Annotated in this window: 15 protein-coding genes; 7 read left to right on the top strand and 8 right to left on the bottom strand. The window is 72.2% G+C overall.

Going from position 1 to position 13,887, the window contains the following annotated elements:
• Positions 1 to 23: 23 nt before the first annotated feature.
• The 6 genes from ACWDXC_RS05220 to ACWDXC_RS05195 all read right to left on the bottom strand — a co-directional run bounded on the left by ACWDXC_RS05220 (position 24) and on the right by ACWDXC_RS05195 (position 6,515).
• Positions 24 to 1,253, bottom strand: coding sequence for a CU044_5270 family protein (locus ACWDXC_RS05220; RefSeq protein WP_449978256.1), 1,230 nt, complete (start codon positions 1,251 to 1,253; stop codon positions 24 to 26).
• Positions 1,250 to 1,804 (bottom strand): RNA polymerase sigma factor, encoded by a 555-nt coding sequence (locus ACWDXC_RS05215; protein WP_449978254.1) that lies wholly within the window; start codon positions 1,802 to 1,804, stop codon positions 1,250 to 1,252. The genes ACWDXC_RS05220 and ACWDXC_RS05215 overlap by 4 nt, the downstream gene beginning before the upstream one ends.
• A 1,203-nt stretch (positions 1,805 to 3,007) precedes the next feature.
• Positions 3,008 to 3,904, bottom strand: coding sequence for a hypothetical protein (locus tag ACWDXC_RS05210; protein WP_449978252.1), 897 nt, complete (start codon positions 3,902 to 3,904; stop codon positions 3,008 to 3,010).
• A gap of 84 nt (positions 3,905 to 3,988) precedes the next feature.
• Positions 3,989 to 4,819, bottom strand: coding sequence for an SRPBCC domain-containing protein (locus ACWDXC_RS05205; RefSeq protein WP_449978250.1), 831 nt, complete (start codon positions 4,817 to 4,819; stop codon positions 3,989 to 3,991).
• Positions 4,812 to 5,369, bottom strand: coding sequence for an ArsR/SmtB family transcription factor (locus ACWDXC_RS05200; protein ID WP_449978248.1), 558 nt, complete (start codon positions 5,367 to 5,369; stop codon positions 4,812 to 4,814). Before ACWDXC_RS05200 ends, ACWDXC_RS05205 begins: the two co-directional genes overlap by 8 nt.
• 123 nt (positions 5,370 to 5,492) lie before the next feature.
• Complete coding sequence (locus tag ACWDXC_RS05195) at positions 5,493 to 6,515, bottom strand: GDP-mannose 4,6-dehydratase (RefSeq protein WP_246644112.1); 1,023 nt, start codon at positions 6,513 to 6,515, stop codon at positions 5,493 to 5,495.
• A gap of 240 nt (positions 6,516 to 6,755) precedes the next feature.
• Between ACWDXC_RS05195 and ACWDXC_RS05190 the strand changes: the two genes are divergently transcribed.
• From ACWDXC_RS05190 to ACWDXC_RS05175, 4 genes are all read left to right on the top strand, one after another.
• Complete coding sequence (locus tag ACWDXC_RS05190; RefSeq protein WP_219500928.1) at positions 6,756 to 8,000, top strand: glycosyltransferase family 4 protein; 1,245 nt, start codon at positions 6,756 to 6,758, stop codon at positions 7,998 to 8,000.
• A gap of 21 nt (positions 8,001 to 8,021) precedes the next feature.
• Positions 8,022 to 8,738, top strand: a complete 717-nt coding sequence (locus ACWDXC_RS05185) for a class I SAM-dependent methyltransferase (protein WP_219500925.1) — start codon at positions 8,022 to 8,024, stop codon at positions 8,736 to 8,738.
• Positions 8,735 to 9,775, top strand: a complete 1,041-nt coding sequence (locus ACWDXC_RS05180) for a prenyltransferase (protein ID WP_449978244.1) — start codon at positions 8,735 to 8,737, stop codon at positions 9,773 to 9,775. Before ACWDXC_RS05185 ends, ACWDXC_RS05180 begins: the two co-directional genes overlap by 4 nt.
• Positions 9,776 to 10,001: 226 nt before the next feature.
• A complete protein-coding gene (locus ACWDXC_RS05175; RefSeq protein WP_449978242.1) occupies positions 10,002 to 10,910 on the top strand; it encodes a DUF1702 family protein in 909 nt (302 codons plus the stop codon).
• On the opposite strand, the gene ACWDXC_RS05170 is transcribed toward ACWDXC_RS05175, so the two are convergent.
• Complete coding sequence (locus ACWDXC_RS05170) at positions 10,907 to 11,536, bottom strand: class I SAM-dependent methyltransferase (protein WP_219501191.1); 630 nt, start codon at positions 11,534 to 11,536, stop codon at positions 10,907 to 10,909. The two genes, ACWDXC_RS05175 and ACWDXC_RS05170, sit on opposite strands and share 4 nt — an antisense overlap.
• 84 nt (positions 11,537 to 11,620) lie before the next feature.
• Between ACWDXC_RS05170 and ACWDXC_RS05165 the strand changes: the two genes are divergently transcribed.
• From ACWDXC_RS05165 to ACWDXC_RS05155, 3 genes are read left to right on the top strand one after another with little or no spacing between them, the layout of a single operon-like run.
• Positions 11,621 to 12,067 carry a pyridoxamine 5'-phosphate oxidase family protein gene (locus tag ACWDXC_RS05165; protein ID WP_219500919.1) on the top strand — a complete coding sequence of 149 codons (447 nt, stop codon included), beginning with the start codon at positions 11,621 to 11,623 and terminating at the stop codon, positions 12,065 to 12,067.
• The gene (locus tag ACWDXC_RS05160; protein ID WP_219500917.1) at positions 12,064 to 12,255 is read left to right on the top strand and encodes a ferredoxin; all 192 of its coding nucleotides are present in this window, start codon (positions 12,064 to 12,066) and stop codon (positions 12,253 to 12,255) included. The genes ACWDXC_RS05165 and ACWDXC_RS05160 overlap by 4 nt, the downstream gene beginning before the upstream one ends.
• 20 nt (positions 12,256 to 12,275) lie before the next feature.
• Positions 12,276 to 13,361: a zinc-binding dehydrogenase gene (locus tag ACWDXC_RS05155; RefSeq protein WP_219500916.1), complete on the top strand. Its 1,086-nt coding sequence runs from the start codon at positions 12,276 to 12,278 to the stop codon at positions 13,359 to 13,361.
• Positions 13,362 to 13,364: 3 nt separating this feature from the next.
• Here the strand turns inward: ACWDXC_RS05155 and ACWDXC_RS05150 are convergent, their stop codons facing one another.
• A complete protein-coding gene (locus ACWDXC_RS05150; RefSeq protein ID WP_449978238.1) occupies positions 13,365 to 13,877 on the bottom strand; it encodes a DinB family protein in 513 nt (170 codons plus the stop codon).
• Between the last annotated feature and the right edge of the window lie 10 nt (positions 13,878 to 13,887).

The raw sequence follows: 13,887 nt of genomic DNA, 5'->3' as shown, positions 1-13,887 counted from the left end.
CTCAACCGATCAAGGGTCCGGCCTCAGTCACGCCGCGCGGGCAGGCCCGGCCGCTCGTCCGTCCAGCCGATCGCCTGGAACGAGGTGGAGTGGCGCAACTCCACCTGCCGCCCGTCGGCGAGATCGGTGGTGTGCCTCCGCACCTCGGCGAGGAGCAGCCCGCTACCCGGATCCACCACGAGCTGAACCCGGGCGAACACGCCCGGCTCGATCTCCTCCCGGTAGCCGAGCGCCTGCCCGCGCCGCCCCTGCGGGTCCGTCACCTCCCCCTCGGCCCGGATACCGGGCAGGGACGCCAGGATCCGGTACGCGGACGCGCGCACCTCGGGCGACGCCGGCAGCCGGCTGATGATCTCCACACAGTCGCGCAGGAGGATGTGCGCCCTGGCCTCCTTCACGTCCATCCCGGACCCGGCCAGATCCAGCCGGCCGATGCCCTCTTCCAGGTAGCTCCGGAGCTTCCCGGGGTCGCTGGGCAGCGCCCGTACCTGCTTCCAGGTCAGCGGCCCCCCGATCAGGTGACCGGCCGTGCCCTTCCACTTGCCGTACAGCCGTTCGGCGGACCGCTCCCCCGCCGCCGTCCTCAGCGGCCGGGACGGGACGGAGAACAGGTTGTCCGTCCTCATGTCCTCGGGATATCGCCAGCTCGCGGGCGCCCCCGCGGCCCGCCACGCCTGCTCGTCCCGCGCGGTCGCGGGCTTGACCCCGAGATCCTGCCTGATGCGCCAGCTCTGCAGCTCCGGCCGTACCGCCAGCCACGTCTCCAGGGACCGGCTGCCCTCCAGCATGTAGCCGCGCGTGGGATCGGGCAGCATCCACCGTGAGACGGTCGTGGTGCGCCAGTAGTCGCCGCTCGCCGGGGCCCGCTCCGTGGCGACGGCCGCGGCCAGCAGGATCTGCTGAGCGGTCGACCCGCCCGCCGGAGCCGACAGCGACGCACTCGGCTGCGGCCCGCCCGGCTGCGACTCGCCCGGCTGGGACTCGCCCGGCTGGGACTCGCCCGGCTGGGGCACGACGGAGATCGTGCCGCCGGACAGCATCGCGGGGACCACGACCCCCGCTGCCACGGCGGCCGCGGCCACGCCGAGCAGCGCGCGACCGGGAGCGCGCAGACGCCGCCGCCGCTGTTCGGGGACGCGCTCCAGCGACACGACCTCGGCCAGCAGCGCGTCCGCCCCCGGGGTGGACACCCGGCCGGCCAGATCCTCGTCCAGCACGCGCGCCCGGCCCTTGAAGATCTCGTCGTTGTTCACCCTGACTCCTTCTCGATGAGCGTCCGCGCCACGAACCCGGCGGCCGACGGGCGGGTCTTCTCCAGGGCCTTGGCGAAGCGCTTGCGGGCCCGGTGCAGGCGGATCCGGACGGCGTTGCGGGAGCAGCCCAGCACCGTGGCGATCTCGCCGGGGTCGAGCTCCTCCCAGAGCGCCAGGGCCAGCAGCTCCCGATCACCGTCAGCCAGCATGCCCATCGCCTCGGCCACGCCGTCATGCCCACCGGACGGGTGTACGGGCGGGGCGTAGAGGCGTTCGAGCTCGGCGGTCAGCTCGGTGTGCCGGGTCAGCCTGCGCCGCTCGCTGCGGCGATGATTGGCCAGAACCCGGCGGGCCACACCGTACAGCCACAGCCTGCCCGCCTCGCCGTCCGGCAACTCGCTCATCCGCCGCCAGGCGACCACATAGGTCTCGGCCACGACATCGGCGGCATCCTCCGGCGAGGCGCACCGCCGCACGGCATACCCGAGGATCTGCTCATACGTTCGCCGATACACCGCCTCGAACCGGGACCGGTCGTCTCGTTCACTCACGCGTCATCCTCGTCAGGCCTTCCGAACGCTGCTGGCTTCCACCCCCTACGTGTCCGCGCGAACCACCAGAATTTCACCCACCCCGCCCCACCCCACCCGACCACCCCCACAACCCGGGTGACCCCCGAGCCAAGGGCCTGCGAGCCGAACCCGCCCCACCGCACCGGCCGACCAACCCGGGGGCGTACGGAGACGGACTCTGGAACGACGGGGCCCGGGAAAGGCGGACCCTGAGAGCGGGCCTGGAGGGTGAGACCCGGTGGATGCGGCCCCGAAGCCCGCAGCCGGGCACCGGGCCTGCCGACCGGCCCTGAGGGCGGGACCCTACCGACCCTCTGGGGCCCTGCCCACCAGCCCTGGACACGGGGCCCTGGGGAGGGCGCCCGCGCCGCCCTGGGACGGGGGCCTGGGGACGGGGTCTGGGGAGGGCGCCCGCGCCGCCCTGGGACGGGGACCGGGGACCGGGGACCGGGGGCCTGGGGGCGGGGGCCTGGGGGCGGGGGCCTGGGGACGGGGCGTACGGAGACGGACTCTGGAACAAACGGGGACCTTGACGACGGGGGCCTGGAGGGCGGGGCCTGAGCACCGGCCCCTTGGGGACAGCCCAGCGGGCCGCCAAGTTGGGGCGGGCTTGGAGCGTCGGTCCCAGAGGGCACCGCCCCGGGGGCGCAGACCGGAGGGCGCGAACCCGAGACGCGGGCCCAGGGCGCGAGCCCGGCGAGCGGGAGCCCCGAAGTGCCGGCCCCGAGGGCGGGATCTGAGGGCCGCACTCACGCACCGGACTCCGGGAGTGCCGGGGCCTGAGGAGCGGCGGGCGGCGGCGCCTACGCGGCGGAGGGGCCGAAGGTCCGAAGTCCGAAGGTCCCGAGGCACCGAAGGGGCCGGAGCCGAAGGGGCTGAGGGCCGAAGGGGGCTGAGGGCCGAAGGGGGCTGAGGGCCGAAGGGGGCTGAGGGCCGAAGGGGGCTGAGGGGCCGGAGGGGCCGGAGGGCGGGCGCTCGGGGAGGGGAAAGCGGTGCGGCCATCGCGGGGAGACCTTCGGACAGCAGCGGTAGGACGAAGGAAGGAGGGGGCGATGGCCGCAGTCACATTGTGACGCCTGGGGGTGGCCCCGCGAAGCCGTTCAGCCATATTGACCTGCGAATATTCCCAGCGGCGGTGGTGAACGGGCGGCATTGGCGGGGTTTGCCCCGGCGCAACCGGCGTCACTCCCGACGGGGGGTGTAGTAGCGGCGGCGTTGGTGGGGCAGGGCGGGGCGGCGGCGGAGGGCGCGGATGCGGGACAGGATGCGGATCGTCTCGTCGGGGGTGGGCCGCCAGCCTCGTTCGATGAGGGCGTTGGCGACGTTCTCCAGCAGGTCGGCGCTGTGGGCGGGGATGACGTCGCGGCCGACGACGATGATGCGCCAGCCGTGGTGGCGGAGCTCGTCACGCCGGGTCTCGTCGTGGCGCCGGTCGGCCGGGGTGGTGTGGTGGGCGCGGCCGTCGTACTCGACGGCGAGCCGGTGCGGCTCCCAGCCGAGGTCGAGGTAGGCGCTGCGGCCTTCGGGGAGGGGGACGCGGATCTGGGTGGCGGGTCTGGGGAGGCCGCCGTCGACGAGGATGACCCGCAGCCAGCTCTCCCTGGGTGAGGCGGCGCCCCGGTCGGTGAGGGAGAGCAGGTCGTGGACGCGGTCGGACGGGGAGCGCCGCCACACGGCGTCGAGGTCGACCCCGGCGCGCAGGAACCGGTCGAGCAGGGCGACGGCGTCGAGCCTGGGCAGGTGGGCGGCGCAGTCGAGGGCGGTGCGCTCCGGGGTGGTGACGCGGACGCCGTCGTGCTCGGTGATGTCGCGGGCGGGCAGGCGGGTCACGTGGGTGACGCAGCCCGGGATGGCCACGTGGGCGGGGGCGATGACCTCGACGGGCCAGGCGGCCTCGGGGGTGACGGTGCTCAGCGGGTGCAGGCCCCAGATGTGCGCGGCCGTCCGGCGGCACGCCACGGCCCGGGGGACGGCACGGGTGACGCGGCGGGCGCGGTCGAGCAGGGATCCGGCGCCCGTACGAGGGACGGTGCCGGTGTCCGTGCGGAAGGGAGAGGGGCGGGGGCCAGGGGCGTTCACGGGCACCATGATGGGCCGGACCAGGACGCCCCCCGAGGCCAGAACGCGGTTCTGTGGACAACCCCGGGAGGCAAGCCCAGGCCGTCAGCTCACCCAGAGGGGCTGCCAGGCCGGGATCTCGTGGTAGCGGCGCAGTTCGGCGAGCCCCGACAGGTTGCCCGCCCAGGCGGCGTACGGCGGCCGGTCGAAGCCGCTCTGCACCATCGTCAGCCGGGTCCGCCCCTCGCTGCCCTCCAGCTCCCAGGAGCTGATCCCCACGGGCCCCCAGTCGACGGTGAGGCGCTGCTCCGGCTCCAGCTCCAGGACCTTGGCCGGGTGCGGGTCGTTGTCGAATCCGCCCATGGCGTAGCGCCCGCCGACGTGCGGCTCGATCTCGATCGGATAGCCGAACCAGCGCGTGACGGCCTCGCTGTCGATCAGCGACTCGAACACGGCCGACGGCGCGGCGTCGATCGTCACGGTGGCGCGCAGGTCGTCGGAGGTGAAGTCGACCTTGGGCGTGAGCTCGCGGCCCTCGAAGTGCTCGGCCAGGTTGGCCAGCGCGAGGCACCAGTAGGTCTGGAGCACGCCCCGGATGCTGCTCTCCGTCATGGCCTCGCGGTAGTCGAAGTGGGTCTGCGAGACGGTGACGATCGTGCTGTCGGGCGTCTCCTCCTCGACGGACATCTCGGCCGTGGTCTCGACGCCGTCGAGGGTCCAGGCGACGCGTACGGTGTCGTCGTCGGCGTGGAGCAGGCGCTGGTGGGGCGCGTCGCCCTCGGGCGTGTGGCGCCCCCAGAAGGCGTAGCGCTCGGGCAGTGAGACCTCGGCGTGCTCGGCCAGCCACACGCGCAGCAGCGCCGGATCGGTCAGGGCGTTGCGGACCTCCTTGACCGGGGCCTGGACTCGGGCACGGAGGATCATCGGCTCACTCATGGTCGTCTTCCTTGGGATAGCAGGCCACGACGAGCTTGAAGGCGTCGCCTTCGGCTCCGCCGTAGCGGGTGAAAAGGTCTCGCAGGGTGTTCTGGAGGTCGTTGAGGAATTCCTGCCGGTTCTCTGGACGTACGCGGATCTCGCCCGACAGGCCGATCGACGGGAGCTCCGGCGCGGACCTGTCGAGGGCGGCGATGTCGGCCTGGACCTCCTCCATCAGGTCGAGGAGGTAGCCGAGGCTCAGCTCGTCGCGGGCCTTGGCCAGGCCGATGCGGCCGACCAGGCGCGGCGACAGCCAGTAGGAGCGGGCGCCGGCCTGGTAGATGCCTTCGTTGATGCCCCGGACCTTGCGCTCCGACACCAGGTCGACCAGCCCGGCGTCGACGAGGCGTTTGACGTGGTAATAGACCCGCTGAGGCGTCTGGCCGAGCCGGGCGGCGACCTCGGTGCAGGTGCGCGGCTCGGCGAGTTGCCGCAGCACTTCCACGCGCTGCGGCTTGAGCAGGGCCTCGGCCTGCTCGATCGCTTCCAGGTACAGGACGTCTCTCATTGCAAAAATCACTCTTTACGTAAAAAACTTGCTTGTCAATAGGGCGCGCGGGAGCGCGGGGTGGTTCCGGGGGGCACTACGGCCATAGGGCGCGCGGAAGCGCCGGGCGGTTCCGGGAGGGCGCTACGGCCAGGAACTCTCCTGGTCCGGGTCGCCGCCGTCGGTCAGCAGCCGCAGGTCGGACTCGACCATCATGGCCACGAGCTCGTCGAACGAGACCGTCGGCTCCCAGCCGAGCTGCACCCGGGCCTTCTTCGGGTCGGCGCAGAGCAGGTCCACCTCGGCCGGGCGGTGCAGGGAGCTGTCGGTGACGACGTAGCGCTCCCAGTCGAGCCCGGCTGCCGCGAACGCCGCCTCGGCCAGCTCGCGCACCGACTTCATGTGGCCGGTGCCGATGACGTAGTCCTCGGGCGTGCCTGCCTGCAGCATCAGGTGCATGGCCCGCACGTAGTCGCCGGCGAAGCCCCAGTCGCGCCGGGCCTCCAGGTTGCCCAGGCGCAGCTCGGCGGCGAGGCCGAGCTTGATCCGCGCCACGCCGAGCGAGACCTTGCGGGTGACGAACTCGGCGCCCCGGCGCGGCGACTCGTGGTTGAACAGGATGCCGGAGACGGCGAACATGCCGTAGGACTCGCGGTAGTTCTGCGTGAGGAAGTGGCCGTACGTCTTGGCCACGCCGTAGGGCGAGCGCGGGTGGAAGGCGGTGGCCTCGTTCTGCGGCGTCTCGGCGACCTGGCCGAACATCTCGGAGGATGAAGCCTGATAAAAGCGGATCTGTCCGGAGTCCCGCGACCCTCGCGACACGCCCGAGCACACCCGGATCGCCTCCAGCATGCGCAGCACGCCCATCCCGGTGACCTCGGCGGTCAGCTCGGCCTGCTCCCAGGACATCGGCACGAACGAGATCGCGCCCAGGTTGTAGACCTCGTCGGGCTGAACGCGTTCCACCGCCGAGATGAGCGAACCCTGGTCAAGCAGGTCGCCGCGCACCACCTGGACGTCGGCCAGCAGCTTGCGGATCCGCGACAGCCGCGGGTTGGCCTGGCCGCGGGCCAGCCCCCACACCTCGTATCCCTGGCCGAGCAGGTGCTCCGCCAAGTAGGAACCGTCCTGGCCGGTGATGCCGGTGATCAGAGCGCGCCTGGCCAACGGGTCCTCCAACTGTGCCGCCGCATCCATTGGGATGGAATGTACTGCCATGCCCATGACCGCTCACCTAGAACACGTTCCACCGAACCACGCTCGGTCACGGCAACGTCGCAGTTCGCACGGCCTGTCGAAGCCGTTGTGAACAATTCCAGATGACCTACCGAATGGTAGCCTTCTCGGACTAAGGTCATCTTTCACGGTACACGCCCTTCCACAGGGCCTACCGGGCAGGAGAAAGGGGTGTCCGTGAGCGACTCGCTGCGGATCGCGCTGCTGTCCTACCGCAGCAAGCCCACCTGTGGTGGCCAAGGCGTGTACCTCCGCCACCTGACACGCGAGCTGGTAGCGCTCGGCCACCACGTCGAGGTGTTCTCCGGACCGCCCTACCCCGAGCTGGACGAGGGCGTCATCCTGCGCGAGGTGCCCAGCCTCGACCTCTACCGCGACGAGGACCCGTTCCGCACGCCCAAGCTCGCCGAGTACCGCGACTGGATCGACGTGCTGGAGGTCGGCACCATGTGGACGGCCGGCTTCCCCGAGCCGCTGACGTTCACGCTGCGCGCCCACCGTGAGCTGAAGAAGCGCGTCGGCGACTTCGACGTCGTCCAGGACAACCAGACGCTCGGCTACGGCCTGCTCGGCATCCAGAAGCTGTTCCCGGTGGTCGGCACCATCCACCACCCGATCAGCGTCGACCGGCGCATCGAGCTGGAGGCGGCCAAGGGCGCCAAGAAGCTGACCATGCGCCGCTGGTACGGGTTCGTGAAGATGCAGGCCAAGGTCGCGCCCCGGCTGAACCCGATCCTGACCGTCAGCGAGTCGTCGCTGGCCGACATCCACCGCGACTTCAACGTGCCGCAGGCCAACATGCGCCTGATCCCGCTCGGCGTCGACACCCGCTACTTCCACCCGCGCCCGGACAAGCCCCGGCGCAAGGGCTCGATCGTGGCCGTGGCCAGCGCCGACTCCCCGATGAAGGGCGTCTCGACGCTGCTGCGGGCGGTCGCCAAGCTCGCCACCGAGCGCGACGTCAACCTGACCGTCGTCAGCAAGCCGACCCCCGGCGGGCCGACCGAGCAGCTCGTGAAGGAGCTGTCGCTGGAGGACCGGGTCCGGTTCCTGCACGGCATCTCCGACGACGAGCTGGGCGAGCTGATCGCCACCTCGGAGATCTCGGTCGTGCCGTCGCTCTACGAGGGCTTCTCTTTGCCGGCCGTCGAGCACATGGCGTGCGCCACGCCGCTGGTCGCCAGCCGCACCGGGGCGCTGCCCGAGGTGGTCGGCGACGCCGCCGTGCAGGTGACGCCGGGCGACCCGGAGGAGCTGGCCGCCGTGCTGCGCCGCCTGCACGACTCGCCCGAGGAGCGCGAGCGCGTCGGCAAGGCCGGCTACGACCGGGTCATGGAGCGCTACACCTGGACCGTCGTCGCGAAGAAGACCGTCGAGGCCTACCGCGAGGCCATCGCGGCCCGTCGTACCCGCTGACCTGCAAGGGAGATTCGCCCAGTGCTCACCGTGGACTTCGACCGCCTGCCCGTCGGGCCCGGCGTGCGCGTGCTCGACCTCGGCTGCGGCGGCGGCAGGCACGCCTTCGAGGTGTTGCGCCGCGGCGCCGACGTGGTCGCGTTCGACATGGACCAGGCCGAGCTCGACAGCGTGGCGGCCATGTTCGTGGCCATGGACAAGGCGGGCGAGGTGCCGCTGGGGGCCTCCGGCGAGACCGTCCAGGGCACCGCGCTGGACATGCCGTTCGAGGACGGCGGGTTCGACCGGGTCATCGCGGCCGAGGTGCTGGAGCACATCCCCGACGATATGGCGGCCATGCGGGAGATCTTCCGGGTGCTCAAGCCGGGCGGCACCGCCGCGATCACCGTGCCGAGCTTCCTGCCCGAGCGGATCTGCTGGGCGCTGGACGAGGACTACCACACGGCCCCCGGCGGGCACGTGCGCATCTACACGCTGGCGGAGCTGTCGGCCAAGCTGAAGGCCACCGGGTTCGTCATCGGCCCGCACCACCACGCCCACGGCCTGCACGCGCCCTACTGGTGGATCAAGTGCGCGGTCGGCGTCAACAACGACGACCACCCGCTCGCCAAGGCGTACCACGAGCTGCTGGTCTGGGACATCATGAAGCGCCCGGCCGCCACCCGCATCGCCGAGGCCCTGCTCAACCCGGTCATCGGCAAGAGCGTCGTGCTCTACGTCAGGAAGCCCGAGGCGTGATCCCGCGCGAGCAGGTCGTCCGCACGGCCGAGAGCATCGCGGCGATCCAGCAGGACGACGGCGGCGTGCCGTGGCCGGAGGGGCACGTCGACGCGTGGAACCACGTCGAGTGCCTGATGGCCATGACGGTGGCCGGACTCGCCGGGCCGGTCGCGCACGGCTACGACTGGCTGGCGCGCCACCAGCGCGAGGACGGCTCGTGGCCGATGAAGGTCACCGGCGGCGCGGCCGTCGAGCACGGCGGCGAGTCCAACCACGCCGCGTACGTCGCGGTCGGGCTCTGGCACCACCTGCTCGTGAACGGCGACGAGGACTTCGCGCGGGAGCGCTGGCCGATGGTCAAGGCAGCGCTCGACTACGTGGCCGGGCTGCAGACCGGCCGCGGCGAGATCGTGTGGGAGCGCGACGCGCACGGCCGGGCGGCCGACTACGCGCTGCTGACCGGCTGCTCCTCGATCCACCAGGGCCTGCGCTGCGGGGTGCGGCTCGGCGACCGGCTGGGCGACCCGCAGCCGCACTGGGAGCTGGCCGCCGACCGGCTGGCGCACGTGCTGGCCGCCCACCCGGAGGCGTTCGCCGACAAGAGCCGCTTCTCGATGGACTGGTACTACCCGGTGCTCGGCGGCGCGGTGCGCGGCGCGCAGGCGATGGAGCTGCTGGAGCGGGAGTGGGGCACGTTCGTGGTGCCGGGGCTCGGCATCCGCTGCGTGTCGGACCAGCCGTGGGTGACCGGGGCGGAGACGTGCGAGCTGGTGCTGGCGCTGGACGCGGTCGGCGACCGTGACCGGGCCGCGGCGCTGTTCGCCGACATGCAGCACCTGCGGCACGAGGACGGCTCGTACTGGACGGGCTGGCAGTTCGCCAACCGCAAGCACTTCCCGCACGAGCGGTCCGGCTACACGGCCGCCGCCGTCGTGCTCGCCGCCGACGCCCTGTCGGGCCTCACGGGCGGCTCGGGCCTCTTCCGTGACGTCGCCGCCACCTCGCCCGCGCCCGTGCGCGCCGACGTCTGCGGCTGCACCCCCGCCCGCGCCTGACTTTCCCGTACGAGCCGCGTTCCGAGGCCGCAAGGGGTTTTGCCGATCCTTTGCCCGGACAAGCCGAGCGGTTGCGGGCAATGGCGTATTGCGGTTACTAGGTTCGTGGGTGGCCGTACGAGGCGTCTTCGGGGGAAGCGTGGGCGACACGGGCACAACAACGTTCTTGGAGCAGGTCGGGACCGAGCCGACGCCGGCGCAGGTGCGCGGGTGGCGGAGGTATCTGATGAAGGATGCCTGCGAATCCGATCTGAGCAGGCGGAGGTTCCGGCTGACGCGGGGACCTTCCCGGACGGTCATCGAGAATGCCGAAAAGTCATATGTCTTCGGCTTCAATGCCGTCATTTCGGAGGTAATCGAGAGGATCGAGGATCTGCCGCACGACCAGCGGGCCTTCGCCTACGAAGGCGCCGGGGCCGCGTGCGCGGTGCTCGATCTGATCACACTGACCCGGGGCCGGCGCCTTCGCGAGCTACTGGCCGGCCCCGCCGCACATCACCCGTTCGCCGCCCACCTGGGCGCGGGCCGGGGCTACGCGCTGCTGCGGCTGCGCCCGGTCCGCGCCGGACGCCGGGCGCACCCGCTGCTGCGCTGGCTGGCCGTCGACGGGTTCGGGTTCGGGTGGAGCATGGCCAGGGCGGACCGGATGGTGGGCGAGCGGGCCATGCCCGACCTGCTGTCCCGGGCCCACTGCGCGCTCTTCGACCAGGGGCTCGGCAGGCTGCTGTGGTATCACGACTGCGCCTCGCCCGACGACGTGGCCGCGAGGGTGGCCTCGTACCCGGCGATCCGGCGGGCGGCGCTGTGGAGCGGCGTCGGCTTCGCGGCGGCCTACACGGGCGGCGCGGAGGCCGACGAGCTGTGGTGGCTCACCGACCACGCGGGCGCCGACGGCTTCCGCCCGCACCTGGCGCAGGGCTGCGCGTTCGCGGTGGCCGCCAGGGCGCAGGCGGGCCCGCTGCCCGACCACGTGGCACAGGCGGTGCCGATCCTCACCGGCGGCGAGCCCGAGGAGGCCGCCGCGTGGGCCGACACCGCGCTGATGATCCTGGGCCACGACCCGCACACCCACGAGGACTACCAGGCCTGGCAGGCGCACACGCGCCGCCTCTGGGCGCGCCGCCACCAGGTCTAGATTCCGTCGGCCACCCGCTCCAGGACCCGCAGCGAGCCCTCGGCGCGCACCTCGGTGAACGCGCCGGACTCCAGCGCGCGCCGGTAGACGCGGTAGGGCGCCTGCCCGCCGTCGGCCGGGTCGGGGTAGACGTCGTGGAAGACCAGGGCGCCGCCGATCACCACGTGCGGCGCCCAGCCCTCGTAGTCGCGGGTCACCGGCTCCTCGGAGTGGCCGCCGTCGATGAACAGCATGCCCAGCGGCGTGGCCCAGAGCGCGGCCACCCGCTCGGACCCGCCGACGATCGCGATCACCTCGTCCTCCAGCCCGGCGGCGGCGATCGTGGCGCGGAAGGTGGGCAGCGAGTCCATCTTGCCGAAGCGCAGGTCGACGAGCGTGGGGTCGTGGTGGGCCCAGCCCGGCTGGATCTCCTCCGAGCCCCGGTGGTGGTCGACGGTGACGACCACGGACCCGGTCTGCCGGGCCGCCGCGCCGAGGTAGATGGCCGACTTGCCGCAGTAGGTGCCGATCTCGCAGATCGGCCCGCGCGGCCCGTAGACGCAGGCCGTCTCGAACAGCGCCAGGCCCTCCTGCGACGGCATGAATCCCTTGGCGTGCTCGGCTGCGTAACGCAGCGCGGGGGGCATCGTCATAGCCCTGCACCCTAGTCGAACCGAACAACATTCCGTCGCCCTCTTGCCCGGCATAATGCAACCTGTTCTACTGGCAGCGTGAATCAGCGCGCTCGCATCGCGATGCCGGACGACGAGGTCACCGCGTTGCTGGAGGGGGCCAGGAAGCTGCAACTGGCGACCATCAACCCCGACGGCACCCCGCACCTGGTGACCATGTTCCACGGGCTCGACGGCAAGGGCCGGATCACCTTCTGGACGTACGCCAAGTCGCAGAAGGCCCGCAACCTGGCGCGCGACCGCCGGGTGAGCTGCCTGATCGAGGCCGGCGAGGACTACGCCGAGCTGCGCGGGGTCCTGATCTACGGCGAGGCCGTGCGGCTGGACGACCCGATGGAGGTCGGCATGGCCGTCGCCCGCCGGACGACCCCGGGCGTGGCGGACGACCTCCTGCGCCCCTATGTCGAGCAGACCGGCCGGAAACGGTTCGCGTACGCCGTGGAGCCCGGCAAAGTGGTCTCATGGGATCACCGGAGGCTCACATGAAGATCAACGTCGACTACCTGGTCTGCGAGGCCAACGCCGTGTGCATGGGGCTCGCGCCAGAGGTGTTCGAGGTGGACGACAACGACGAACTCCACGTCCTGCTGCCCGAACCGCCCCCCGAGATGCTGGACCGCGTGCGTCACGCGGTGCGGTCCTGTCCCAAAGCCGCACTTTCCCTTGAGGAATAGCCCGACAGGAGGAATCCCCCATGCGCGCCGCGCTTCTGCACGCCGTAGGCGATGACAAGCTCGAGATCCGCGACGACGTGACCCTGGCCCCGGTGGGCCCGGCGGACGTCCGGGTGCGGATCCGGGCGACGGGCGTCTGCCATTCGGACCTGTCGGCCATGTCAGGCGTGCTGCCGCAGCCCGTGCCGCTCGTCCCCGGCCACGAGGGCGCGGGCGAGGTGGTGGAGGTCGGCGCCCACGTCACCTCGGTCGCCCCGGGCGACCACGTGGTGATCAGCTGGCGCCCCGCCTGCCAGGAGTGCGACCTGTGCCTGGGCGGCCAGCCGTTCCTGTGCCCGAAGTACATGATCGAGTCGTTCACCAAGGGCAACTTCCGGTTCGGCGGCGACACCACGGCCTTCGGCATGGCCGGCTGCGGCACCTGGGCCGAGGAGATCGTGGTGCCCTGGCAGGGCGCCATCAAGATCGACCCGGAGGTGCCGTGGGAGGCGGCGGCGCTGATCGGCTGCGGCATCACGACCGGCGTCGGGGCCGTGGTCAACACCGCCAAGGTGCGGCCCGGCTCCACGGTCGTGGTGATCGGCTGCGGCGGCGTCGGCCTGTCGGTCATCCAGGGCGCGCGGGTGTCCGGCGCCAGGACGATCCTGGCCGTCGACCCGCTGGAGTCCAAGCACGAGCTGGCCAGGAAGGTCGGCGCGACCCACGCGGTCACCCCCGAGGGCGTCCCCGGCGCGCTGGCCGAGCTCACCGGCGGCCAGGGCTTCGACTACGGCTTTGAGGTCGTCGGCAAGGCCGCCACGATCCAGAGCGCCTGGCAGCTCACCCGGCAGGGCGGCGACGTCGTCGTGGTGGGCGCGGGCGCCACGGACGACATGGTGTCGATCTCCGCCTTCAGCCTGCTGTTCGAGGGCAAGAACCTGCTGTCCAGCCTGTACGGCGAGGCCGACGTGCGGCACGACTTCCCCTACTTCGCCAAGCTCTACAAGGCCGGGCAGCTCGACCTGGAGTCGCTGATCAGCTCGCGGATCCGGCTGGCCGACCTCAACGACGCCGTGGCCGCGCTGCGCGGCGGCGAGGTGCTGCGCCAGATCGTGGTGATGGACTGACGCTCAGCGGTGCGCCCACAGGTCGCGCAGCAGCGCGACCTCGGCGCCGTGGTGGATGACCTCCCGGTTGATGTGGAGCACCAGGGTGGCCAGGGGCCGGTCGGCGTACGGGCCTTCCGAGGGGCCGACGGGCCGCGCCAGGTCGCCCGGCCCGAGCGAGCGCACGCCGCTCGACCAGCGCTCGTACGCCTCGTCGAGCTGCTCCAGCGCGCCCGCCGCCGTCGTCGCGTACGGGAACGTGTCGTAGTCGACGGCGGGGCCGCCGAACTGGGCGGCCGTGCGGGCGCCGAGGACGCCGACGATGACGTGGGCCAGCCTCCAGGCGATCGTGGTGACGGGCGCGGGCTCCGGCGGCGGGTAGGCCGTGTCGATGACGCCCTCACGGATGCTCCAGGAGCCGGGGGCCGGCTCCCAGAGATACTCCTCGTCACTCAGGCCGTCGAGGCGGGGGCGGAGCTGCCTGGTCCAGTGCCAGGAGAGCTGCTCGTGCAGCTCGGCGGTCCAGTCGAGATCCATCCCCCCGTCC

The organism is Nonomuraea sp. NPDC003214 (assembly GCF_053590035.1).
The sequence above is the reverse complement of the archived record's forward strand: the minus strand, read 5'-3'. Positions and strand labels throughout refer to the sequence as shown.

What these genes read in the sequence shown, in the direction of transcription:
- ACWDXC_RS05205 (WP_449978250.1), bottom strand. Translation starts at nt 4,819, where the DNA reads ATGAGTGAGCCGATGATCCTCCGTGCCCGAGTCCAGGCCCCGGTCAAG.
- ACWDXC_RS05200 (WP_449978248.1), bottom strand. Translation starts at nt 5,369, where the DNA reads ATGAGAGACGTCCTGTACCTGGAAGCGATCGAGCAGGCCGAGGCCCTG.
- ACWDXC_RS05175 (WP_449978242.1), top strand. Translation starts at nt 10,002, where the DNA reads ATGAAGGATGCCTGCGAATCCGATCTGAGCAGGCGGAGGTTCCGGCTG.
- ACWDXC_RS05170 (WP_219501191.1), bottom strand. Translation starts at nt 11,536, where the DNA reads ATGCCCCCCGCGCTGCGTTACGCAGCCGAGCACGCCAAGGGATTCATG.
- ACWDXC_RS05160 (WP_219500917.1), top strand. Translation starts at nt 12,064, where the DNA reads ATGAAGATCAACGTCGACTACCTGGTCTGCGAGGCCAACGCCGTGTGC.
- ACWDXC_RS05155 (WP_219500916.1), top strand. Translation starts at nt 12,276, where the DNA reads ATGCGCGCCGCGCTTCTGCACGCCGTAGGCGATGACAAGCTCGAGATC.
- ACWDXC_RS05150 (WP_449978238.1), bottom strand. Translation starts at nt 13,877, where the DNA reads ATGGATCTCGACTGGACCGCCGAGCTGCACGAGCAGCTCTCCTGGCAC.